The organism is uncultured Friedmanniella sp., from assembly GCF_964244285.1.
Lineage (GTDB): Bacteria > Actinomycetota > Actinomycetes > Propionibacteriales > Propionibacteriaceae > Microlunatus.
The window spans coordinates 262365-285398 of the sequence record NZ_CAXTHT010000002.1 but is presented as its reverse complement, the minus strand read 5'-3'; the positions used below and the strand labels follow the sequence as shown (position 1 = coordinate 285398).

The 23034-nt window shown below is 71.9% G+C and carries 21 protein-coding genes; 14 read left to right on the top strand and 7 right to left on the bottom strand.

All coding sequences use genetic code 11. The annotated features are described in order from the left end of the window. Positions 1 to 50 precede the first annotated feature (50 nt). The 4 genes from ACFE7W_RS05590 to ACFE7W_RS05575 all read right to left on the bottom strand — a co-directional run bounded on the left by ACFE7W_RS05590 (position 51) and on the right by ACFE7W_RS05575 (position 3917). Positions 51 to 602, bottom strand: a complete 552-nt coding sequence (locus ACFE7W_RS05590) for a TetR-like C-terminal domain-containing protein (protein WP_375423802.1) — start codon at positions 600 to 602, stop codon at positions 51 to 53. Positions 603 to 624: 22 nt separating this feature from the next. Beyond that, on the bottom strand, positions 625 to 1461 hold the full coding sequence (locus ACFE7W_RS05585; protein ID WP_375423801.1) for an alpha/beta fold hydrolase: 837 nt from the start codon (positions 1459 to 1461) through the stop codon (positions 625 to 627). A gap of 59 nt (positions 1462 to 1520) precedes the next feature. After that, positions 1521 to 2405, bottom strand: coding sequence for a Sir2 family NAD-dependent protein deacetylase (locus ACFE7W_RS05580; RefSeq protein WP_375423800.1), 885 nt, complete (start codon positions 2403 to 2405; stop codon positions 1521 to 1523). Positions 2406 to 2495: 90 nt separating this feature from the next. Continuing rightward, positions 2496 to 3917: an NAD(P)H-quinone dehydrogenase gene (locus tag ACFE7W_RS05575; protein ID WP_375423799.1), complete on the bottom strand. Its 1422-nt coding sequence runs from the start codon at positions 3915 to 3917 to the stop codon at positions 2496 to 2498. Positions 3918 to 3955: 38 nt separating this feature from the next. Between ACFE7W_RS05575 and ACFE7W_RS05570 the strand changes: the two genes are divergently transcribed. From ACFE7W_RS05570 to lat, 7 genes are all read left to right on the top strand, one after another. Continuing rightward, positions 3956 to 4396, top strand: coding sequence for a gamma-glutamylcyclotransferase family protein (locus tag ACFE7W_RS05570; RefSeq protein WP_375423798.1), 441 nt, complete (start codon positions 3956 to 3958; stop codon positions 4394 to 4396). 66 nt (positions 4397 to 4462) lie between these two features. Then, positions 4463 to 5263 carry a purine-nucleoside phosphorylase gene (locus ACFE7W_RS05565; RefSeq protein WP_375423797.1) on the top strand — a complete coding sequence of 267 codons (801 nt, stop codon included), beginning with the start codon at positions 4463 to 4465 and terminating at the stop codon, positions 5261 to 5263. A gap of 1 nt (position 5264) precedes the next feature. Continuing rightward, positions 5265 to 6923: a phospho-sugar mutase gene (locus ACFE7W_RS05560; RefSeq protein WP_375423796.1), complete on the top strand. Its 1659-nt coding sequence runs from the start codon at positions 5265 to 5267 to the stop codon at positions 6921 to 6923. Positions 6924 to 6939: 16 nt separating this feature from the next. Beyond that, positions 6940 to 7908 carry a squalene cyclase gene (locus ACFE7W_RS05555; RefSeq protein ID WP_375423795.1) on the top strand — a complete coding sequence of 323 codons (969 nt, stop codon included), beginning with the start codon at positions 6940 to 6942 and terminating at the stop codon, positions 7906 to 7908. 25 nt (positions 7909 to 7933) lie between these two features. Then, a complete protein-coding gene (locus tag ACFE7W_RS05550; protein WP_375423794.1) occupies positions 7934 to 8254 on the top strand; it encodes a putative quinol monooxygenase in 321 nt (106 codons plus the stop codon). 285 nt (positions 8255 to 8539) lie between these two features. Continuing rightward, a complete protein-coding gene (locus tag ACFE7W_RS05545) occupies positions 8540 to 9388 on the top strand; it encodes a HEAT repeat domain-containing protein (protein ID WP_375423793.1) in 849 nt (282 codons plus the stop codon). 87 nt (positions 9389 to 9475) lie between these two features. Next, positions 9476 to 10810 carry an L-lysine 6-transaminase gene (gene lat / locus ACFE7W_RS05540; protein WP_375423792.1) on the top strand — a complete coding sequence of 445 codons (1335 nt, stop codon included), beginning with the start codon at positions 9476 to 9478 and terminating at the stop codon, positions 10808 to 10810. Between the two features lie 107 nt (positions 10811 to 10917). On the opposite strand, the gene ACFE7W_RS05535 is transcribed toward lat, so the two are convergent. Further along, positions 10918 to 12402 carry a metallophosphoesterase gene (locus ACFE7W_RS05535; RefSeq protein ID WP_375423791.1) on the bottom strand — a complete coding sequence of 495 codons (1485 nt, stop codon included), beginning with the start codon at positions 12400 to 12402 and terminating at the stop codon, positions 10918 to 10920. Positions 12403 to 12513: 111 nt separating this feature from the next. On the opposite strand from ACFE7W_RS05535, the gene deoC reads away from it, so the two are divergent. From deoC to ACFE7W_RS05510, 5 genes are all read left to right on the top strand, one after another. Beyond that, positions 12514 to 13506, top strand: coding sequence for a deoxyribose-phosphate aldolase (deoC, locus tag ACFE7W_RS05530; protein WP_375423790.1), 993 nt, complete (start codon positions 12514 to 12516; stop codon positions 13504 to 13506). 17 nt (positions 13507 to 13523) lie between these two features. Continuing rightward, complete coding sequence (locus ACFE7W_RS05525) at positions 13524 to 15002, top strand: aldehyde dehydrogenase family protein (RefSeq protein WP_375423789.1); 1479 nt, start codon at positions 13524 to 13526, stop codon at positions 15000 to 15002. Beyond that, entirely contained in the window at positions 14999 to 15886 is an 888-nt protein-coding gene (locus tag ACFE7W_RS05520; protein WP_375423788.1) for an aldehyde dehydrogenase family protein, read from the top strand. Before ACFE7W_RS05525 ends, ACFE7W_RS05520 begins: the two co-directional genes overlap by 4 nt. 1 nt (position 15887) lies before the next feature. Next, positions 15888 to 16511 carry a uridine kinase gene (locus tag ACFE7W_RS05515; protein WP_375423787.1) on the top strand — a complete coding sequence of 208 codons (624 nt, stop codon included), beginning with the start codon at positions 15888 to 15890 and terminating at the stop codon, positions 16509 to 16511. Between the two features lie 204 nt (positions 16512 to 16715). Then, a complete protein-coding gene (locus ACFE7W_RS05510) occupies positions 16716 to 18359 on the top strand; it encodes a GAF domain-containing sensor histidine kinase (RefSeq protein ID WP_375423786.1) in 1644 nt (547 codons plus the stop codon). A 41-nt stretch (positions 18360 to 18400) separates the two neighbouring features. On the opposite strand, the gene ACFE7W_RS05505 is transcribed toward ACFE7W_RS05510, so the two are convergent. Both ACFE7W_RS05505 and ACFE7W_RS05500 read right to left on the bottom strand, forming a co-directional pair. Continuing rightward, positions 18401 to 19054: a TIGR03085 family metal-binding protein gene (locus ACFE7W_RS05505; RefSeq protein WP_375423785.1), complete on the bottom strand. Its 654-nt coding sequence runs from the start codon at positions 19052 to 19054 to the stop codon at positions 18401 to 18403. Positions 19055 to 19100: 46 nt separating this feature from the next. Next, entirely contained in the window at positions 19101 to 20399 is a 1299-nt protein-coding gene (locus tag ACFE7W_RS05500; RefSeq protein ID WP_375423784.1) for an MFS transporter, read from the bottom strand. A gap of 210 nt (positions 20400 to 20609) precedes the next feature. Between ACFE7W_RS05500 and ACFE7W_RS05495 the strand changes: the two genes are divergently transcribed. Both ACFE7W_RS05495 and ACFE7W_RS05490 read left to right on the top strand, forming a co-directional pair. Continuing rightward, positions 20610 to 22148, top strand: a complete 1539-nt coding sequence (locus ACFE7W_RS05495; protein ID WP_375423783.1) for an amino acid permease — start codon at positions 20610 to 20612, stop codon at positions 22146 to 22148. A 24-nt stretch (positions 22149 to 22172) separates the two neighbouring features. Continuing rightward, positions 22173 to 23015 carry a glutamate ABC transporter substrate-binding protein gene (locus ACFE7W_RS05490; RefSeq protein ID WP_375423782.1) on the top strand — a complete coding sequence of 281 codons (843 nt, stop codon included), beginning with the start codon at positions 22173 to 22175 and terminating at the stop codon, positions 23013 to 23015. The last annotated feature ends 19 nt before the right edge of the window (positions 23016 to 23034 follow it).

Here is a 23034-nt window from a genome sequence, read left to right as displayed (position 1 = left end):
CTTGTCAGACGCCAGTTGTCCCAGAGGACAACCACGTACTGACAAGTCGGTCAGGAACCCGGACGCGTCGCCGTGGTGCGCAGACCCTGGTCGATGGTGCTGACCAGCCAGGCGAAGCTGGCCGTGACGTCGGTGTCGTACTGGAACCCGCCGGCCGCCTCCAGGGTGACGAACCCGTGCAGCGCACTCCGCAGCATCCGCAGGGCGTGGACCTGGTCACCTGGAGGCAGCTGGTAGCCGCGCAGCACGGCGGCGAACGTGCCGAGCGACCGGTCGGTCGCGGCGACCAGAGGGTCGTCCGGGCCGGTCGGTCGAGCCCCGAGCGTCGCGGCGTAGCGGCCGGGGTGGTCCAGGACCCACCGACGCATGGCCTCGGCGGCGGCCTGCAGGGCGTCGGTGCCGGCCCGGCCCTGGGTGGCGTCGCGGACGGCGTCGCCGAGCTCGGTCGTGGCCAGCACGGCGATCCGGTGGGCTAGGTCGGCCAGCCCGTCGACGTGCTTGTAGAGCGAAGGCGTCTTGACCCCCAGCCGGTCCGCCACCACCCCCATGCTGAGCTGGGGGTAGCCCAGCTCGTCGGCGAGGCCGGCGCCCACCTCGGTCACCACCTGCGGGCTGAGGCCCGCCCTAGGCACGCGTCGCCGTCCGGGCGAGGAACGGCAGCGCCAGCGCGACCACCTGGTCGGGCGTCTCGGTGTGCAGGTAGTGGCCGGCTCCGTCGATGACGGCCAGCTCGCCGAGGCCCGTGGCCAGGTCGGCGACGATGCTGCGGCCCTCGGCGACCGGATCGGCCCAGTCGGGGTCGGCACTGCCGACGACGACCAGGACCGGGCAGCCGACGTGCGGCAGCTGGGCCCCGGCGTCGCCGGGGGCCGACCGACCCATCCGCTGGAGGGCGCTCATCCGGCCCGGCTCACCGAGCGAGGCCACGATCCGGGCCAGCTCGGCGTCCCAGTCCGCCGGCTTGGCCGGGATGGCCAGGTCGAGGTACGCCGACCAGCTCGAGACCCGGCCCAGGACGCCGACCAACGCCAGTCGGGTCATCCCGACGCGGTACCGCCGCAGCCGCAGCAGCCCCCCGAGGTCGACCGACTGCTTGCGGGTGAACGATCCCAGCTCGACCACGCCGGTGACCAGGTCGGGCGCGGTCGCGGCCGCGATGGTCACGGCCCCGCCGCTGATCGAGTGGCCGACGAGCACGGCCGGACCGCCGAGGTGGCGGACCAGGGCCACCAGGTCGCCGGCGATGTCGGTCCGGCTGTATCCCGTCCAGCCCACGCTGGACTCACCGCAGCCACGCAGGTCGACGCTGGCCACCCGGTAGCCCGCCGCGGCCAGAGCGGGCGCGACGAACCGGTAGGAGTGGCGGCTGTCCCCCATGCCGTGGGCCAGGACGACGAGCGGGCCGTCGCCCACCACGTCGTAGGCGATGGTGCCCTCGTCGAGCGTCAGGTACTCGGTCATCGAATCCTCCAGTTGGCTAAGTTACTTAGCTTTAGACTAAGAGTATTAGCCAACGCACGTCAAGAGGCGTCCGGCTCCAACTTCTCGAGCCGCCCGCAGAGGGCGGCGAGGGTCTCGGAGGTCCCCTGCTCGAGCTTGAGCGCCGCCAGCTCGTCACCCCTGGTCGGACCCCGGTTGACGATGACCGTGGGCAGCCCGCGCTTGGTCTGGTGCCGGACGAAGCGCAGGCCGGACATCACGGTCAGCGACGAGCCCAGCACCACCAGCACCTGGGACCGGTCCACCAGGGCGTACGCCTCCGCGACCCGCGGTCGGGGCACGGACTCGCCGAAGAAGACGACGTCCGGCTTCAGGACCCCGCCACAGGACCCGCAGTCGGCGAGGACGAAGTCGTGCCAGTCCTCGACGACTGCGTCGCCGTCGGGGCGCATCTCTGCATGCAGCGGGGGGGTCCGGGGGGGTCGTCCCCCCCGCGAAGGCAGAGCATGCTCCGGCGGCGCAGCCTGAGTCAGCCCCGGGTTCAGAACCGCGAGCCGCCGCTGCAGGCTCAGCCGCGGGCTCACCTCGCGGCAGCCCAGGCAGACCACGTCGGAGATCCGGCCGTGCAGGTCGATCACCTCACGGCTGCCGGCCGCGGCGTGCAGGCCGTCCACGTTCTGGGTCAGCACCCCCTCGAGACCGAGCTGCTCGAGGTCCACGAGGGCGTGGTGACCGGGGTTGGGGTACGCCTGGCCGATCCGGCGCCAGCCGAGGTAGGACCGCGCCCAGTAGCGCTGGCGCGAGGTGACCGAGCCGACGAACTCGCCGTACTGCATCGGCGTGGCCCGGACCGAGGTCGGCCCGCGGTAGTCGGGAATGCCCGAGTCGGTGCTGAGACCCGCCCCGGTCAGCGCCACCCAGGGACGTCCGCGCAACAGACCCACCACCTCGTCCAGCGCGTTCACAGCACCGAAAGTACCCGGGCCAGGAGACAGTGCTGCGCTGTGCCGTGTACTCACGGCACAGCGCAGCAACGTCATGGTCCGGGGGGCAGGTCAGCTGATGATTGAGCGGGAGCCGTGCAGCCGCCGGGCCGCCTCGGCGATCGAGCCGGTCATCGAGGGGTAGACGGTGAAGGACTGCGAGACCTGGTCGACCGTGAGCCGTTCCGACACCGCCATGGCCACCGGGTAGATCAGCTCACTGGCCCGCGGGGCGACCACGACGCCGCCGATCACGATCCCGGTCACGCTCCGGCAGAACAGCTTCACGAAACCGTCCCGGCTGCCCTGCATCTTGGCCCGGGGGTTGCCCCGCAGCGGGAGGGTGACCGAGCGGGCGATCACCTCTCCGGAGTCCACCTGGTTCTGCGTGACGCCGACAGTGGCGATCTCGGGGGAGGTGAAGACGTTCGAGGACACCGTCATCAGGTCCAGCGGTCCCACCGCGTCGCCCAGCATGTGCCACATCGCGATCCGGCCCTGCATGGCCGCCACGGAGGCCAGCGGAAGCACGCCGGTGCAGTCGCCGGCCGCGTAGACGCCGCGGGCCGAGGTGCGGGAGACGCGGTCGACGGTGATGAAGCCACCCTCGTCGACGGCGACGCCCGCCTCGGCCAGCCCCATGTCGGCGGTGTTGGGCACCGAGCCGACCGCCATCAGGCAGTGCGAGCCGGTGACCAGCCGCCCGTCGGCCAAAGTCACCTCGACCGAGTCGCCGTGCCGGGTCACCGAGGCCGCACGCGACCGCGACATCACCGTCATCCCGCGTCGGGTGAAGACGTCCTCGAGCACCTGCGCGGCGTCGGCGTCCTCGCCCGGCAGCACCCGGTCGCGGGAGGAGATGAGCACCACGTCGCAGCCGAGGGCGTCGTAGGCGCTGGCGAACTCGGCCCCGGTGACGCCCGAGCCGACGACGATCAGCCGCTCCGGCAGCTCCTTGAGGTCGTAGAGCTGGGTCCAGGTGAGGATCCGCTCACCGTCCGGCCTGGCGGTCGCCAGCTGGCGCGGCGCGGCGCCGGTCGCGATCAGCACCATGTCGGCCTCGAGCGCCCGCGGGCCGTCGGCGGTCTCCGCGACCACCCGGTCGGGGCTCTCCAACCGTCCACGGCCGATGACCAGCTCGACGTTCTCGCGCTGGATCCGCTCGCAGATGTCCTCGGACTGCCGGCGGGCCAGGCCGAGGACCCGGGCGTTGACCGCAGCGAGGTCCACACTGACGGTGGCGTCGACGTTGGCAGCCTCCCGACCCTCGAGGCCCCGGGTGCCGAACCGGACGCCGAGCTCGAGCGACTCCCGGACCTCGGTCATCACCTCGGCGGTCGCGATCAGGGTCTTGGAGGGGACGCAGTCGGTCAGCACGGCCGAGCCGCCGAGTCCGTCGGTGTCGATCAGGGTCACCTGGCCGCCCAGCTGGCTGCCGACGAGCGCCGCCTCGTACCCCCCGGGCCCACCGCCGACGATCACTACGCGAGTCACCGCTGCATTCTTCCACGCGTGACCGATAGCCTCCCTGCGTGCAGTACGCCGCCTACGGGAGCAACCTCGACCCCGCACAGATGGCTGACCGCTGCCCGCACTCGCCGCTCCGGGGCACCGGCTGGCTGCAGGGCTGGCGGCTGACCTTCGGCGGCGAGGGCTGGGACGGGGCGCTGCCGACGGTCGTCGAGGACGCGGACGGGCACGTGTTCGTCGGTCTGTACGACGTCACCACCTCCGACGAAGCCGCGCTGGACCAGTGGGAGAGCGCCGACTCCGGGCTGTACGAGAAGGTGCGGGTCCGGGTCGCCACGCTGGAGGGTGAGCAGACGGCGTGGGTCTACGTGCTGCACGACTTCGAGGGTGGCACCCCCAGCGCCCGCACCCTCGGCATCCTGGCCGACGCGGCCGAGGCCGCGGACGCGCCGAGCGACTACCTGGCCGAGCTGCGCTCCCGGCCCTGCACCAGCGGCTGGTAGCGGCGACGTCCTGAGCCCGGGCCCGGCCGGCTCCTCGACCGCGCGCGTCGCCCTATGCTGCCAGCCATGTCCGATGACCCGTACGCCCTGGCCGCCGAGGCCGCCGCCGAGCTCCGCCGTCGCTTCGCTGTGGACACCCTGGACCTGGCGTTCGTCCTCGGCTCGGGCTGGTCGGCCGCCGCTGACGACCTCGGCGAGGTGCTGGGCCGATGCTCCCTGGCCGAGCTGCCCGGCTTCGCGGCACCGACCGTGGTGGGGCACGGGGGCGAGCTGCAGATCGTGCGGACGGCGGCCGGCAAGCTGGCCGCCCTGTTCACCGGCCGTACCCACTACTACGAGGGCCGTGGGGTCGCCCAGGTGGTGCACGGCGTCCGGACCGCCGCCGCCGCGGGGGTCCGCACGCTCGTCCTCACCAACGGCTGCGGCGGGCTGAACCCCGACTGGGCGCCCGGCACCGCCGTCCTGATCCGCGACCACATCAACCTCACCGCCGCGTCGCCGCTGGTTGGAGCGCGTTTCGTGGACATGACCGACGCCTACGCCCCCCGACTGCGCGAGCTCGCTCGCTCCGTCGACCCGGACCTGCCCGACGGGGTCTACGTCCAGTTCCACGGCCCCAACTTCGAGACCCCGGCCGAGGTGCGGATGGCCGGCGTCCTCGGCGGTGACCTGGTCGGCATGTCGACGGCCCTGGACACCATCGCCGCCCGCGAGGCCGGGCTCGACGTCCTCGGCATCTCGCTGGTGACCAACCTGGCGGCGGGCATCTCCCCCACGCCGCTGCACCACGAGGAGGTGCTGGAGGCGGGCCGGGAGGCGGCACCCCGACTGCGCACCCTGCTGGCCGGCCTGGCCGGCGTGCTCTGAGGTGAGCAGACCCCTGCCGCCCGACCTGCAGCGGGCGATCTCGGCCTGGACGGCCCAGGACCCCGACCCCACGACGCGCGCGCGGACCGGGGAGCTGCTGAGCCGGACGGCCGGCGGCGAGCAGGACGCCCGGGACGAACTCGTCGACGCGTTCACCGGGCGGCTGGCCTTCGGTACCGCCGGCCTGCGCGGCGCGCTGGGGCCGGGGCCGAACCGGATGAACCGGGTGGTCGTCGGCCAGGCCGCCGCCGGCCTGGCCACCTACCTGCTGGACACCGGCGGGGCGGGACAGCCGGTGCTGGTGGGCTACGACGCCCGGCACGGGTCGGCGCAGTTCGCGCGGGACACCGCCGAGATCATGGCCGCCGCCGGCTTCGAGACGCTGCTGACGCCGCGGCCCACCCCCACCCCGGTCGTCGCCTTCGGCATCCGGCACTTCCGCTGCGCCGCGGCCGTCATGGTCACCGCCTCGCACAACCCGCCACAGGACAACGGCTACAAGGTCTACCTCGGCGACGGCTCGCAGATCGTCCCGCCGGCCGACGCCGACATCGCGGCGCGGATCGAGCAGGTCACCCGGCACGCGCTCGCCGACGTCCCCCGTAGCGACGACTACCGGGTGCTGGGCGAGGAGCTGGAGGACGCCTACCTCGAGCGGCTGGCCACCCTGGTGCCGACGGACGCGCCCCGGGCGCTCCGCTGGGTCTACACCCCGATGCACGGGGTGGGCGGCTCGCTGGTGTCCCGGGCCGTGGCGGCTGCCGGCTTCCCCGCCGCGGCGGTCGTCGCCGCCCAGGCCGAACCCGACCCGGACTTCCCCACGGTGCCGTTCCCGAACCCCGAGGAGCCAGGAGCGATCGACCTGGCGCTCGCTCAGGCCCGCGGGAGCGGAGCGGACCTGGTCGTGGCCAACGACCCCGACGCCGACCGCTGTGCCGCCGCGGTCGTCGTCGACGGCGGCTGGCGGATGCTCACCGGCGACGAGCTGGGCACGCTGCTGGGCGAGGACGCGCTGCGTCGCGGCGTCCAGGGCACCTACGCCGCCTCGGTCGTCTCCAGCTCGCTGCTGTCGCGGATCGCCGCCGCGTACGGGCAGCCGTTCACGACGACTCTCACCGGCTTCAAGTGGATCGGCCGCGTCCCGGGCCTGGCCTTCGGCTACGAGGAGGCCATCGGCTACTGCGTCGACCCCGAGGCCGTCCCCGACAAGGACGGGATGTCCGCCCTGCTGCGGGTGCTACAGCTGGCGGCCGGGCTCGCGGCCGAGGGCCGGACGCTGGCCGACCGGCTCGACGACATCGCCCGGACCCACGGTGTGCACGAAACGAGCCAGCTGTCCTTCCGGGTGGCCGAGCTGTCCCTGATCATCGACGCGATGGCTCGGCTCCGGGCCGCCCCGCCGGAACGGTTGCTGGGTTCAGCGGTCGACGTTGTCGATCTTGGTCCGGGTCATGATCATCTTCCTCCCACCGACGCCGTCATGATCACCGGCGAGATGACCAAGGTCGTGGTGCGACCCTCGGGCACCGAGCCCAAGCTCAAGTGCTACCTCGAGGTCCACCTCGATCCTGCTCCCGACGTGGCCGGCGCCCGAGCCAAGGCCCGGGCGTCGGTGGCCCAGCTGCGCGAGGAGATGGCCGGTCTGCTGCCTCTGTCGTGACCGCTAGCGTGTCGCCATGACGGTCGAACCGGCTCTGCTGGCGTGGATGCTCGACACCGACCCGGCCCTGCGCTGGCAGGTGGAACGCGACCTGGCCGGGGCGCCGCCCGCGGTCTGGCAGGCGACGCGGGCGCGGGTGGCCACCGAGGGCTACGGAGCCGAGCTGCTCTCCCATCAGGACCCGGACGGCCAGTGGGCCGGCGGTGCCTACTTCCCGCGAGGGTACGCCCCCGCCGAGGACGAGCAGGGCCAGCCCTACACCGCCACCACCTGGACGCTGAACACGCTGCGCGACTGGGGCCTCGACCCGGTCGTCCTCACCGACACGGCCGAACGGCTGGCCGAGAGCAGCCGCTGGGAGTACGACGACCTGCCCTACTGGGACGGTGAGGTCGACTGCTGCATCAACGGCTTCACCCTGGCCAACGGTGCCTGGCTCGGCGCGGACGTGACCCCGTTGGCCGCCTGGTTCGGCGAGCACCAGCTGCCCGATGGCGGCTGGAACTGCGAATGGGTCGAAGGCTCGACCCGGTCCTCGTTCCACTCCACGCTCAACAGCCTCAAGGGCCTGCTCGGCTACGAGAGCCTCACCGGCGGCTCCGCCGAGCTGCGGGCCGTCCGCCGGAGCGGTGAGGAGTACCTGCTGCAGCGCCGGCTGACCCGCCGGCTCGGCACGGGTGAGCTCGTCGGTCCGTGGGTCGAGTACCACGCCTACCCGCTGCGCTGGGTCTACACGGCCCTCAACGCCGCCGACTACTTCCGCGCCGCCGCCCTGCTCGACGGCACCTCGCCGGACCCGCGGCTGGCCGACGCGATCGAGATCGTCCGGGCCGCCCGTCAGCCCCTGGGGACCTGGCGGCAGCAGCGCCGCTACCTCGGCGAGGTCTGGTTGGAGGTCGATGTGCCGGTGGGCGAGCCGTCGCCCTGGCTGACCTTCCTCGGGACCCGCGTCCTCGCGTGGTGGGATGGGGCTGACCGCACCTGACTGCCCGCGGACCCGGAGGTTCGAGATGTACCTGATCGTCGTCAAGTTCGAGGTGAAGCCCGAATGGGTCCAGCGCTGGCCCGAGCTGGTAACCAGCTTCACCACCGCCACCCGCCGCGAGCCGGGCAACCTCTGGTTCGAGTGGTCGCGCAGCCTGGACAACCCCAACGAGTTCGTCCTGGTCGAGGCCTTCTCCGACGACGGGGCCGGCCCGCACGTGTCCAGCGAGCATTTCGCCGCCGCCGTCCGGGACCTGCCGCCCACCCTGCTGCACACGCCGAAGATCGTCAGCCGCCAGGTCGAGGGTGACAGCTGGGACGAGATGGGCGAGATGGTGGTCGAGTGACCCGCCACCCGGGCCGAGTGTGCGGAAAAGGGTCCGGCAGGTGGTCGTTCGACGCGATTAGTGCACACTCGCGTTCGGGGTCACCCGTCTCGAGTAGCTTCCGTCCGGGCGAGGACCAGGCGGACGTGGAGCGCGGGCTGGCGGGCCAGCGTGCGCCCGGGCCAGGGCGGCTGTACGCGCAGAACTGCTGGCTCTCGGAGAGCACGAGCGGGCTCAGCACCACCAATGACCTGTGAAGTTCCCTGACGTTCGCGGCGGAAAGACGGAGGGACCGGTGCCCGACTCGTGACCTCGTCCGAGACCGCACTGGCGACCGTGCTGCGGTCGATCCTCACCGGCGAGGACGAGACCGAGCTCTTCTACGCGGCCCTCGAGCAAGTCGAGGAGCACCAGTGGCCGGCCTTGCTGGCGCTGGCGGACCACCCGTCACCGGCGGTACGGCTCGCGCTGGTCTCGAACCTGCCCTTCTTCACCCCGGGTGAGCCGCCTGCGGGCGTGGTCCTCGAGACAGCGATCCGACTCACCACCGACGCCGATGCGCGGGTGCGCGACCACGCCTGCTTCGTGCTGGGCACGCAGTGCCGGGAGGTCGACACCCCCGAGCTGCGGGAGGTCCTCGCGCTGAGGCTCGACGACCTGGACCGCGACACCCGGTGCGAGGCGTTGCTGGGCCTGGCTTTTCGGGGCGACCAGCGCGCGCTGCCACGCGTCCGCGCCGCCCTGACCCGTCCGACGGGTGACGTCTGGCGGATGGAGATGCTGGCCGCCGGGGCGCTCGGCGACCCGGACCTGCACCCTCTCGTACTGCGGCACCTCGACGGTTGGGACGACGAGGACAAGCCGTCCATCGAGGCGGGCCGCCGCCTCACCGACCCGGCCGGACCCGGGTCCGACCTGTTCCGGGGCGTCGCGGAGTTCATCCGGGCGCGGGCTCACCACCAGCCGGGCGGGGATCTCCTGACCTGGTGGCTCCTGATGATCGAGCTCCTCGACCTCGCCCCCCATCGGGAGTGGGATTTCCACCAGGCCGTCCGGCGCCGACTCACCGGTGACGACCAGGCGCTCGAGGAGCTGGACCTCGACTTCGCCCTCACCCCTGTCGATGAGGAAGGCGGGGCAACGGACACGACGTGAGAGCATTTGCGGTGACAGTCGGATGAGACGCTAATATCTGTACATCTGGTCCCGAAGGCCCAGAGAACATGTCGTCTGGAGGTCCGCATGGCCGAGCGTACGCACGTCTCCCCCGCCGAGGTCCACGAGGTGCTAGGGCGCCACGTCCTCACCGACGGCATGAAGCTGGTGCTCGACCTGCGCCGCAGCCGCGGCTCGCGGCTGGTCGACGCCCGGGACGGCACGACCTACCTCGACCTGTACACGTTCTTCGCCTCCGCACCCCTGGGCATCAACCCGCCCGGGTTGGCCGACGACCCGACGTTCGTCGCCGAGCTGGGCGAGATCGCCGCCAACAAGCCGGCCAACCCGGACATGTACTCGGCCGCGTACGCGGAGTTCGTGGCGACCTTCGACCGAGTGCTCGGCGACCCCGCGCTTCCGTACCTGTTCTTCGTCGAGGGCGGCGCGCTGGCGGTCGAGAACGCCCTCAAGGCGGCCTTCGACTGGAAGAGCCGGCACAACGAGGCCGCCGGACGCAGCCCCGAGCTCGGCACCAGGATCCTGCACCTGACCAGGGCGTTCCACGGCCGCTCCGGCTACACCCTCTCGCTGACCAACACCGAACCGGGCAAGACGGCCCGCTTCCCGAAGTTCGACTGGCCGCGGATCGACGTTCCGGCCCTCCGCTTCCCGCTGGCCGACCATCTGGCCGAGGTCGAGGCGGCCGAGGAGCACGCGCTGAAGCAGGCCCGGCAGGCCTTCGCCGATCACCCGCACGACATCGCGGCCTTCATCGCCGAGCCGATCCAGGGCGAGGGCGGTGACAACCACCTGCGGCCGGAGTTCCTGCAGCGGATGCAGCAGCTGGTGCACGAGCACGACGCGCTGGTGATCATGGACGAGGTGCAGACCGGCGTCGGCACCACCGGAACCCCGTGGGCCTACCAGCAGCTCGGGGTGCAGCCCGACCTGGTCGCGTTCTCCAAGAAGGCTCAGGTCGGCGGGGTGATGGGCGGCGGTCGGCTGGACGAGGTACCCGACCACGTCTTCCGGGTCTCCGGTCGGATCAACTCCACCTGGGGCGGCGGACTGACGGACATGGTGCGCTCCCGCCGGCTGCTGGAGATCATCGAGGCCGAGGGCCTGATCGAGGCCGCCGGCCCCAAGGGCGAACACCTGCTGGCCGGCCTCCGGACAGTCGCCGACACCCACCCCGAGCTCGACAACGTGCGGGGGCGGGGCCTCTTCGCGGCCTGCGACCTGGCCACTCCGGAGCTGCGTGGTGCGGTGGTCGCCGACCTGCACGACGTGGAGCACGTGATCGTGCTGCCGTGCGGGGTCCGCTCGGTCCGCTTCCGCCCGGCGCTCTCGATCACCGAGGACGAGCTGGACGAGGCGGTCGCCGCCCTGGGCCGCACCCTGGATCGCCTCACCCGCTGACCCGCGACGTCCGGCGCGCACCCGGCAACCCCCGGGTCGGCCTCATCGACGACCCGGCGGCAGGCCTGTTCTATCACCTGAGGCCGCGAGGCTGAAGGGTCTGGGCGTCAGCCGACGAAGGTCGCGCCCTTCAGGGTCTGCGTGTACGCCTTCCAGGTCGTCTTGGTGTTCGGCGCGTAGATCCGGGTACTGATCGTCTTCTTCTTCGTGTCGACGGTCATCAGCCGGGTGGGGTTGCTGCGCTCGTCGTGGAAGGTGGTGAGGAAGGAGTAGACGGTGTTGCCGTGCATCCCGTGGTCGACGCGCGCCTTCCGCGCCTTGCCCGTGTGGCCGGAGAACACCATCGAGACGTTGGGGTAGCGGCTGACCAGGTGCTTCCACAGGTACGCCCCGCTCGTGTCGCCGTAGCCGCCGTTGCTGGTGCTGATGTTGCCGTGGGCGGTCAGGTAGGAGTGGGTCGAGACGATGACGTTGTACCGGGGATGAGCGGCGGCGACCCGCGCGGCCCAGCTGACGACCGCGGGCCGCGGGCAGAACTCCAGGCTGAGCACCATCCAGCGGCGGCCGCCGGCGGTGTACAGCGTGTAGAGGTTGTCGACCTTGCCCACCTCGAACTCCCCGCCGACCCCACGGAAGTCCTGGGCGTCGAAGGTGGAGTTCAGGGTCGACGTCGCACGGATCAGCGTGTGCGTGCGGCGGGGGTCGCGGGCGCTGCCGCCCGGACCGGTGGCCAAGGTGTCGTGGTTGCCCACCAAGACCGTGTACGGCAGCCGGGCCTGCTGCAGCGGGGCCAGCCCGCGGTCCGCCCGCCGCCACTGCACGTGGTCGGGGGTGTCCCAGTTGACGAGGTCCCCGGTCTGCAGCGCGAAGCTCATCTTCGGCTGCCGGAGGATCCAGCGCGAGCGGTCGGCCAGCCGGGTGTCCGAGGCGCGCAGCACCTCGAGCTGGGTGTCCGGTACCACCGCGAACGAGAACGTGCTGCCCTGGGTGGTGGCGATCGGCTGGGTGCTGAGCACCGTCGACGGCAGTCGGTACGGGGCGGACGCCGCGTAGAACTGGGTGCCCTCGGCCCGCCAGCCCGCGGCCGCGAGGGTGTCCCCGGCGGCTCCGACGGCCAGCCGGTGCTGCCCGGCCCTGACGTAACGCTGGACCCCGACCAGGCACGACGCCGGCGCGAGCGAGACGTAGAAGCTGGTGGTCTGGTCGCGGTAGCCGGCTGCGGCCAGCCGGTCGATCTCGGCCAGGTCCGCTGAGTAGACGTAGTCCCCCGTCGACCCCGAGCGCAGCCGGTGGACCGGCACCAGGCCGTCGCCGTCGGAACCGGAGGCGAAGAAGCTCGTGCCCGCGTCGGTGGTGAAGCCGTACCGGACGGCCCCGGCGGCTTCGGCCGGCCACACCGTCAGCAGGCCGCCACCGGTGGCCGGGTCGACCCGCTGCAGGACCGGCTGGGACAGGTCCCCGCAGGCGACGGTGGCTGCAGCCGCCGCCGGTGCCGACGGGATGGCGAGAGCCGACACCGTGGCCCCGGGGAAGGCCAGCACGAGGAGCAGCCGGAGCGCTCGCGAAACCCGCGGTGACAAGGGGGTGGGCATGGTCGGGCTCCTGGAGGTCCGGGCCCGAGGAGCACAGGGTAGCCAGCCGGCCAAGCCGGCGGGCCGTCGTCACCAGACCGTCACCCACGGGGCACGGATAGGATCATCGCCATGACCGCAGCGACGACGAAGACCCCCGTCGCGATCCCGGCAGCGGTCCGGCTGCCGGCCCACCTGCTGGACGCGACCGTGGACGAGTCGGCCCTCCGCCGCTTCCTGGCCGGGCTGCCCGGCGTCGACCCGGTGGGGCTGGAGCGCCGGTCCGCCCAGCTGGCCACCCGCTCGCTGAAGCGGGAGACCAAGCGCGGGCTGATCGACCTGGCCCTCTCGATGGTCGACCTGACCACGCTCGAGGGCGCGGACACGCCGGGCAAGGTGCGCAACCTGGCGCGCAAGGCGTTGCTGCCCGACCCCGACCACCCGGACACCCCCCGCCCCGCCGCGGTCTGCGTCTACCCCGACCTCGCCCGGGTGGCCGTCGAGGAGCTGTCGGGCAGCGGCGTCCGGGTGGCCGCCGTCGCCACCGCCTTCCCCTCGGGCCGCTCCACGCTCGCGGTGAAGCTGGCCGACACCGCGCTGGCCGTCGACTCCGGTGCCGACGAGGTCGACATGGTGATCGACCGCGGTGCCTTCCTGTCCGGCCGCTACGGCGTGGTCTTCGAGCAGATCCAGGCGGTCAAGCAGGCCTGCGGACCTGGTGCGCGGCTGAAGGTCATCCTCGAGACCGGCGAGCTCGGCACCTATGACCACGTGCGCCGCGCCGCCTGGCTGGCCCTGTTGGCCGGCGGCGACTTCGTCAAGACCTCCACCGGGAAGGTGTCCCCCGCGGCCACGCTGCCGGTGACCCAGGTGCTGCTGCAGGCCGTCCGTGACTGGCTCGACCAGACGGGCGAGCAGCGCGGCGTGAAGCCGGCGGGCGGCATCCGCACCGCCAAGGACGCGCTGCGCCACCTGGTCGCGGTCCGCGAGGTCGCCGGTCCCGAGTGGCTGGACCCGCACTGGTTCCGCTTCGGTGCCTCCTCGGTCCTCAACGACCTGGTGCGGCAGCGCCGGGCCCAGGCCGAGGGGCACTACACCGGCACCGACCACGTGACCCTCGACTGACCGGGAGCGGACGCACCATGAGCACGAACCTTGCCGACCCCGCCGCGTGGGACTACGCGCCGGCGCCCGAGTCGCGGGCCATCGGCAGCCTCAAGGACCGCTACCTCCCCTACGTGGACGGCACCTTCGTCGAGGGCGGCGGCCCCGACCTGGAGAGCGTCGAGCCCGGCACGGGAGAGCTGCTCGCGATGGTCTCCACGGTGGACGCAGCCGGGATCGACCGCGCCGTGGCGGCGGCTCGCCGGGCCCAGACCGAGGTCTGGGGACGGATGCGCGGGGCCGAACGCGGCACGTACCTGTTCCGGATCGCCCGCGGGATCGCCGAGCGGGCCCGCGAGCTGGCCGTGGTGGAGACCCTCGACAACGGCAAGCCGATCCGGGAGAGCCGGGACTTCGACGTCCCCGCCGCCGCCCAGCACTTCTTCTCCCACGCCGGCTGGGCCGACAAGCTGCAGCACCTGGGCCTCGGGCCGGCGCCCCAGCCGCTGGGCGTCGCCGGACAGGTCATCCCGTGGAACTTCCCGCTGCTGATGGCCGCCTGGAAGATCGCGCCCGCCCTCGCCGCCGGCAACACCGTGGTGATCAAGCCGGCCGAGACCACCTCGCTGTCGATCCTGGTGCTGGCCGAGATCATCGCCGACGCGGGCCTGCCGCCCGGGGTGGTCAACATCGTCCCCGGGGCCGGCGACGTCGGCGCCGCCCTGCTCGCCCACCCCGGCCTGGACAAGGTGGCCTTCACCGGCTCGACGTCGGTGGGCCGGGGCATCGCGCGCTCGCTGGCCGGGACCGGCCGCCGCGTGACGCTCGAGCTGGGCGGCAAGGGCGCCAACATCGTGTTCGACGACGCGGCCCTCGACCAGGCGGTCGAGGGCGTGGTGGACGGCATCTTCTTCAACCAGGGCCAGGTCTGCTGCGCCGGGTCCCGGCTGCTGCTCCAGGAGCCGATCGCCGAGGAGTTCCTGGAGCGGCTGAAGCGTCGGGTGGCGACGCTGCGGGTCGGGGACCCGATGGACAAGAACACCGACGTCGGCGCGGTCAACTCACTCGCCCAGCTAGAACGAATCCACCGGCTGCTCGCGGCCGGCGAGGCGGAGGGCGCCCAGAGCTGGACCGCGCCCGGCTCGTTGCCGGAACGCGGCTACTTCGTCGCGCCCACCCTCTTCACCGCGGCGACCGCCTCGATGCGGGTGGCCCGGGAGGAGATCTTCGGACCGGTGCTGACCACCATGACCTTCCGGACGCCGGACGAGGCGGTCGCGAAGGCCAACAACACCCCGTACGGTCTGTCGGCCGGGGTCTGGACGGAGAAGGGCTCGCGGGCGATGGCCATGGCCGCCGCGCTCCGGGCCGGGACCGTCTGGGACAACAGCTTCAACCGCTTCGACCCGACGGCGAGCTTCGGCGGCTACGGCGAGTCCGGCTACGGCCGCGAGGGCGGGCCGTCGGGGATGGCGGCGTACCTTCGGGCGGACACGCGGCACGAGGAGACCCGATGAGCCGTCCCACGGTGACCAAGACGTACAAGCTCTACATCGGCGGGGCGTTCCCGCGATCGGAGTCGGGCCGGACCTATCCGGTGCACACCGCCGACGGCGCGTTCTGGGCCAACGCCGCCCAGGGCTCGCGCAAGGACGTCCGCGACGCGGTCACGGCCGCCCGGTCCGGGAGCCGCGCCTGGTCCGGCGCCACGCCGTACCTGCGGGGCCAGGTCATCTACCGGGTGGCGGAGATGCTGGAGGGCCGCCGGGCCCAGTTCGTCGAGCTGCTCGGGCTGGGTACCGGAGCGGACGCGAGCACCGCCGGCGCCGAGGTCGACGCCGCGGTCGACCGGCTGGTCCACTATGCCGGCTGGACCGACAAGCTCAGCTCGGTGCTGGGCAGCGCGAACGCGGTCTCCGGCCCCTACTTCTCCTACTCCGCTCCGGAGCCGATGGGCGTGGTGGCCGCGCTGGCCCCGGCCGGGGCGCCGCTGCTCGGGCTGGTCTCGGTCGTCGCGCCGCTGATGGCGACCGGGAACGCCTGCGTGGTGCTCGTTCCCGAGGTCGACGCCTGCACCGCCATCACCTTCGCCGAGGTGCTGGCGACCTCCGACGTCGCGTCCGGCGTGGTGAACCTGCTCACCGGGCGGCCGGCCGAGATGGCGCCGCACCTGGCCGCGCACGGCGACGTGGCCGCGCTGGACCTCAGCGGAGCCGCACCCGAGCTGCGGACCGAGCTCGAGCAGGCCGCGTCCGAGACCCTGAAGCGGGTCTACGCCCCCGTCGGACCTCTCGACCTCGCGGCCGACCCGGGGCTGGCCCGGCTGCGGGCGTTCACCGAGATCAAGACGGTCTGGCACCCCACCGGAGCGCTGTCGCTCGCCGGCGGGGGCTCGTACTGAGGTGAGCCAGGCGCGCCGGATGGTGCTGCTCGCGGGGGCCTCGGGCAGCGGCAAGTCCCGGCTGGCGGCGGTGGCGGGCTGCCCCCGGCTGAATCTCGACGACTTCTACCGCGACCACGACCACGCCGATCTGCCGCGGCTGCCGTCGCGCGAGGAAGCCCAGGGCACGGTCGACTGGGACCATCCGGGTTCCTGGGACCTCGAAGCGGCTCTGGCCGCGGCCGTCGCCCTCTGCCGGACGGGCAGTGCGGAGGTCCCGGTCTACGACATCTCCCAGAGCCGTCGCACCGGCCAGCACCGGGTCGCGCTGGGCGAGCACCGGGTCTTCGTCGCCGAGGGCGTGTTCGCCCCCGAGCTCGTCGGCCCGGCCACGGCGGCCGGGGTCCCGGTGACGGCGCTCTACCTGGACCGGCCACGGGCCGCCAACCTGGTCCGGCGCTTCCTGCGCGACGTCGTCGAGCACCGCAAACCCCTGCTGCTGCTGCTCCGCCGGGGCTGGGCCCTCTGGCGGGCAGAGCCGATGATCAGGTCACGCGCGCTGGCCGCGGGCTGCCGGCCGGTGCCGTTGCGCGGCGCCCTCGCCGAGCTCCGGGCGCACGCGTCCGAGCCGCCCGAGCGGCCGTAGACCATTTGACGAGACAGGCAGCTCATCGCGAAACGCATTTGTTGGCACGTCCGCTCTCAAACACCCCACCATTGGCCGGCGAGGTTTTGCCGCGAAATATCGAGTTACCGTAAGGTTTGGCTTAACTGAGGTGGTGCTGCGGTCGCTGCCCGTCGGCCTCGGTGCCGCCGATATCTGGTCCGCACGCCGAGGGGAAAGCGCCACATGACGCACGACGAGAGCACGGCCGACGGTCGGGAGGCCGTTCGCCTGGAGCGTCTCGTCGAATACAACCGATCGATCGTCTCGGAGCTCTCGCTCTCCATGGTGCTGCGCCGGGTGGTCGAGGCCGCACGATCCCTCGGAGATGCCCGTTACGCCGCCATCGGCGTGCTGGGAGCTGACGGAGGCATCGAGCAGTTCGTCCACGAAGGCATGGACGCCTACACCGTGGCGGCCATCGGTGACCTGCCCAAGGGCAGCGGGCTGCTGCAGGCGGTGACCGAGGTCGCGGCGCCGATCCGGGTGCCGTCGGCGGCGGACGACCCGCGCAGCGCCGGACTGCCCGAGGGGCACCCGCCGCTCACCGCCTTCCTGGGCCTTCCCGTGCGCAGCAGCGGCACCGTCTTCGGCAACCTCTACCTCGCCAACCCGATCCATCGCGACGCGTTCACGGTCGAGGACGAGAACCTGCTGCGTTCGCTCGCGACCACGGCCGGCATCGCCATCGCCAACGCGCGGTTGCACACCGAAGCCCTGCAGCGACACGAGTGGCTGCAGGTGTCCTCCGAGGTCAGCCAGCGACTGATGGAGGAGGACGAGGACAGCACCTCGATGCTCTCCGATCTCGCCCACTCGGCCCAGCGGGTCGCCCGGGCCGACGGCGTCATCGTCTGTCTGCCGGTCCCTCGGACCCCGCGCACCCTCGAGATCGTCGCCACCAGCGGGGAGGGGGTCGACAAGCTGCGCGGCGCGCGCTTCGACGCCCAGGGCAGCATCGCCTGGGAGGCGATGCAGCTGGGCCGACCGCTGGTCGTGCAGGACATCCACGAGCGGTTGACCCACAGCACCCACCTGCCGCTGCCGATGGCGATCAACCACGCCATGGTCTTCCCGCTGATGGGCCGGGACACGGTACGCGGCGCCATCACCGTCGGCCGGACCGCGGACACCGCCTTCTCCGAGGCGGACGTGGAGGTGGCCGAGGCTTTCGCCGCCCAGGCCACGGTGGCCCTGGAGATGGTCGATGCGCGCGCGGACCAGAACCGGATCGCCATCCTGGAGGAGCGGGCCCGGGTCGCGCACAACCTGCACGACAACGTGGTGCAGCGACTCTTCGCCGCGGGGCTGACCATCCAGGGCGCCGCGAGCCTGTCTGAGGATCCCGCCGTCCGCGACCAGCTGGGCACCGCCATCCAGAACCTCGACGAGACCATCCGCAGCCTGCGGACGGCGATCTTCGACATCCAGCAGGACCACACGCCGGCGGCGGCGTTCCCCAGCCGGATCCTCGCGGTGGTGGTCGAGCAGACAGCCAGCCTCGGCTTCACCCCGGTGCTCGAGCTCACCGGCTCGGTCGAGAGCCTCACCGACGACGGACTGACCAGGGCCACCGAGGAGGCGCTGCGCGCGGCGCTGGGCGAGATCGCCCAGCACGCACGGGCCACGCGCACCAAGGTCGAGGTCACCTGCGACGGCTTCGCGGTGACGCTGATCCTCTCCGACGACGGCTCGGTCCCGCTGGCCGACCGCCCGCAGGAGGGCCTCGCCGACCTGCAGCGCCGCGCCGAGGACCGGGGGGGTGCGGTGTCGTTCGACGACCGGGAGGGCGGCGGGCTCGAGCTGTTCTGGACCGTCCCCCTGGCCTGAGCAGCCTCCCACCGTCCGGGGCAGCCGTACGACCGTCAGCCTCAGGTCGAGGCGACCCAGGACTGGAACGCGTCCACGGCGGCCGGCGGCCCCGAGACCTGGACGTGCGCGGCCGCGCGGCGGCCCATGACGTAGAGCGCGAGCTCGACGGGCTCTCCGGTGAGCACGACCTCGCCGCCGGCGTCCTGCCTGCGAGCGCCCACGCGGGCCGTGGCGCCGTCCGGGCGGGTCAGCACCACGGGGACGGGCGAGCGGCGGAACCCCAGCCGGGAGACCAGCGGCAGCTGCTTCCAGACCGCCTTGTCCTGCGCCGGTGGTAGCGTCCGCGGCTCGGCCGGGGACGTCCCACCCCGGCGGACGTCCTCGTGGTGGACGACGTACTCGAGCAGGTTGATCTGCTCCGTCGCCCAGCTCATCGGGGACCAGCGCGGCGGGCCGGCCACGAACCGGTCGACCAGGGCGGCGTAGCCCTCGGGGGTCTGCGCCCCGTCGACGAGTCGACCGAGGTACTTCTCCTCCCCGGGCTCGGCGCGGCCGACGGCGTCACCCAGGCTCGCGAGCACGTCCTGCTCGCGGACCACCAGGTGCGCCAGCAGCCGCCGCGTCGACCAGCCGGTGCACAGGGTGTCCGCACCGGGGTCGGTCCGGCGCAGGGTGTCGACCAGTGCGTTCTTCTCGGTGCGTGCCCATCCCATGCGGCAAACCTACCGGTCGCTCACTCGGCCGCCGGCGGCCGCAGCCTCAGGCGTCGGCCCCGGTGAGGGCCGACGCCTCGTCCACGCTTCCCAGCGCCGGCACATCCGCTCCCTGAGCCTGTCGAAGGGCCGCACCGTGGTCGCTGCCCCCCAGGCTCCGCAGGTGACGGCGGCCGACCGCCAGGACCAGGATCGAGACCAGCAGCGCCGCCGACCCCACCACGTACGGCGACGCGGCCCCCGCGCGGGCCGCGATGACCCCGGCCACGGCCGGCGCCACCGCCCCACCGACGAAGCGGATGCCGGAGTAGGTGGACGAGGCGACGCTGCGGGGCAGCTCCGTCGCCTCCATTACCGACTCGGTCAGCACGGTGTTCATGACCCCCAGGAACAGGCCCGCGACGATGGTGGCGACCACCAGCGTGGTCAGGTCGTCGACGCGCCAGGCCATCACCGCGAGGTCGGCGGCCAGCAGCGTCAGCATCGCGTAGAGCACCCGCTGCCGGCCGATGCGACGGGTCAGGAACGGCGCCGCGAAGACGGAGGTGAGCGCCAGGCAGAGGCCCCAGCCGCAGAAGATGAGGCCCAGCTGGTGGGCACCGAACGCGGCCATCCCGGCCCGCTGGGCCGCCGCCTCGAGCGGGAACGGGGTGTAGGCGAGCAGGCTGAAGAAGCCGTAGTTGTAGAAGAGCGCAGCGACACCGAGGGTCAGTAGGGCCGGGTGCCGCAGGGCGGCGAAGGTCGCCGACAGCGTGACCCGCTCCGCTGCCGGCGGCGCCTTCGGCAACAGCACGGCGATGGCGACCAGGCCGATGGTCATCAGCACCGCGGTGCCGAAGAACGGCCCGCGCCACGAGACCGCCCCCAGGGCCCCGCCGAGCAGAGGTCCGGTGGCGATGCCCAGCCCGAGCGCCGCCTCGTAGAGGATGATCGCGCTGTTCACCCCGCCCGAGGCCGCGCCGACGATGGTCGCGAGCGCGGTGGAGATGAACAAGGCGTTGCCCAGCCCCCAGCCCGCGCGGAAGCCGACGATCTCACCGACGCTGCCCGAGGACCCGGCCAGCGTCGCGAAGACCACGATCAGGGCCAGGCCCACCACCAGCGTGCGCTTGGCCCCGAACCGGCTGGAGACGTAGCTGGTGAAGAACATGGCGAGGCCGGTGATGGCGAGGTAGCTGGTGAACAGCAGCATCGTCTGGGCCTGGCTGGCCCCGAGCTCGGCGCTGATCGCGGGCAGGATCGGGTCGACCAGACCGATGCCCATGAACGCGATGACGCAGGCGAAGGCCACGGCCCAGACGGCGCGGGGCTGGCTGAGGATGTTCGATCCGGCACGTTCGGCCATCGTCACGACTTCCCTGTTCTCGCGGTGAGCCAGCAGCGGAAGTTGTCTAGCCCGACTAACTAAACCCTAACACCGGGTAAAGCCCGTGTAACGAGACGGTAAGCCCCCGGAACACCCCTGACTTCTGCGTGTGGCTAGGGTCACACACACGTTCGCGCTGCGGCGACCCCTTGGACGAACTCGCCACGACGACTCGAGGAAAGACGGCTCATGACCCAAACAGAAGTCCCGAACGACTCACTCAACGCCGAACAGGTCGGCTACAAGCAGACCCTGAACTCTCGCCACGTGCAGATGATCGCCATCGGTGGCGCCATCGGCACCGGCCTGTTCCTCGGCTCGGCCTCCCGGCTGCACAGCACCGGACCAGCACTGGTCGTCAGCTACGCCGTGGTGGGCGTCATCGCCTACTTCCTGATGCGCGCCCTGGGCGAGCTCGTGCTGCACCGCGCGACCTCGGGCGCCTTCGTCTCCTACATGCGTGAGTTCTTCGGTGAGAAGTGGGCGTTCGTCACCGGTTGGGTCTACTGGGCCAACTGGGCCCTGACCGGCATCGCGGAGCTGTCCGCCGTCGGGTTGTACATCCAGTACTGGTTGCCGAACATGCCGACCTGGGCCACGGTGCTGATCGCCCTGGTCGTCGTGCTGTCCATCAACCTGCTCTCGGCCCGGGCATTCGGTGAGTTCGAGTTCTGGGCCGCGATCCTCAAGGTGGGCGCGATCGTCGTCTTCCTGATCGTCGGTCTGGTCGTGGTCATCGGCGGCTTCGACATCGGCGGCCACAAGGCCGGTCTGCAGAACCTCTGGAACAACCCGGGCGGCTTCTGGCCGCACACCGGCGACTTCAACTGGTACGGCCCGATCCTGGTGATGTCGGGGGTCGTGTTCGCCTACGCGGCCATCGAGATGGTCGGCGTGGCCGCCGGTGAGATGGCCAACGCGGAGAAGGAGGTGCCGAAGGCGGTCAACGCGGTGATCTTCCGGATCGCCGTCTTCTACATCGGCTCCATCCTGCTGCTGGTCTGCATGCTGCCGACGAGTGAGTACAAGGGGGGCACCAGCCCGTTCGTCACGGTCTTCGAGAAGCTCGGCCTCACCTGGATGAGCGCCGTGATCCAGGCGATCCTGATCGTGGCCGCCATGTCGAGCCTCAACTCGGGTCTCTACTCCACGGGTCGGGTGCTACGCAGCCTGGGCATGTCCAAGCAGGCGCCGCAGTTCACCCTCAAGATGAGCAAGTCGGGCGTCCCGTGGGCCGGCATCGTGATGACCTCGGTGGTCTTCGTCCTGGGCTCGCTGCTCAACGCCCTCACCCCGGACGCGTTCGAGATCGCCGTCGAGGCCACCTCGGTGATGATCCTGTGGACCTGGGGGACGATCTTCGCCTGCCAGCTCCGGCTCCGGCAGCTCAGCGACCGCGGGGTGGTCCCGGCCAGCCCCTTCCAGGCCCCGGGCTCCCCGTACACGAGCTACATCGGCCTGGTGTTCCTCGTCCTGGTCCTGATCGGGCTGGCCATCTCGGGCTGGCAGTCCTCTCCCTACCTCCTGCACAAGACGAGCTTCCTCGTGGTCGTGTTCGGCATCCCCGTTCTCGCGGCGATCCTCGCGATCGCCTGGCGCACGGTCAAGCCCAAGGTCCTCGAGAACACGGGCGGCAAGATCGAGGCCCTCTGGACCCTCGACGGGCCCCGCTACAGCGACGTCACGCCGGATGACCTCGACCCGGCGGACGACGCCTCGATCGTCTGAGACCGACGGAAAAGGAGAACGTAGATGCTCACCATGCAACGGCGGATCGCCGCAGTAGCCCTGGCTGCCCTGACCGCTCTCTCGGTCGCCGGCTGCGGGTCCTCGGGCGACGTCAAGACGCCGACCCCGCTTCCCGGCGCCTCCGGCGGCACCCTGAAGATCGGCATCTCCTTCGACCAGCCCGGACTGGGGCTGAAGACGGGAGAGACCTACACGGGCTTCGACGTGGACACCGCGACCTACGTAGCCGCTGCCCTCGGGGTGACGAAGGACAAGATCACCTGGGTCGAGGCCAACCCCGCCGACCGCGAGAACCTGATCTCCGGCGGCCAGGTCGACCTGGTCTTCTCGACCTACTCGATCACCGACGACCGCAAGAAGGTGGTCGACTTCGCCGGCCCGTACTTCGTCGCCCACCAGGACCTGCTGGTCCGTCGCAACGAGGACAGCATCACCAGCCCGCAGACCCTCGACGGACGGACGCTGTGCTCGGTGACCGGGACGACGTCCTCGGCCTACATCAAGGACCACTACAAGGGCAAGATCACGTTGCAGGAGTACCCCAAGTTCTCCGACTGCGTCTCGGCGTTGGCGGCCAGCACCGTCGACGCGGTCAGCACCGACGACGTCATCCTCGCCGGCTTCGCCGCCACGAGCCAGTACAAGGGCAAGCTGCGGCTGATCGGCAAGGGGTTCACCGACGAGCAGTACGGCGTCGGGATCAAGAAGGGCAACACCGACCTGGTCGGCAAGGTCGACACCGCCCTGAAGCAGTACATCGCGGACGGATCGTGGAAGGCCTCGCTGAAGGAGAACGTCGGCCCGTCGGGCTACAAGATCCCGAGCCCACCCACCCCGGGCTCCTGACCCGCACCCCCCGCGTAGG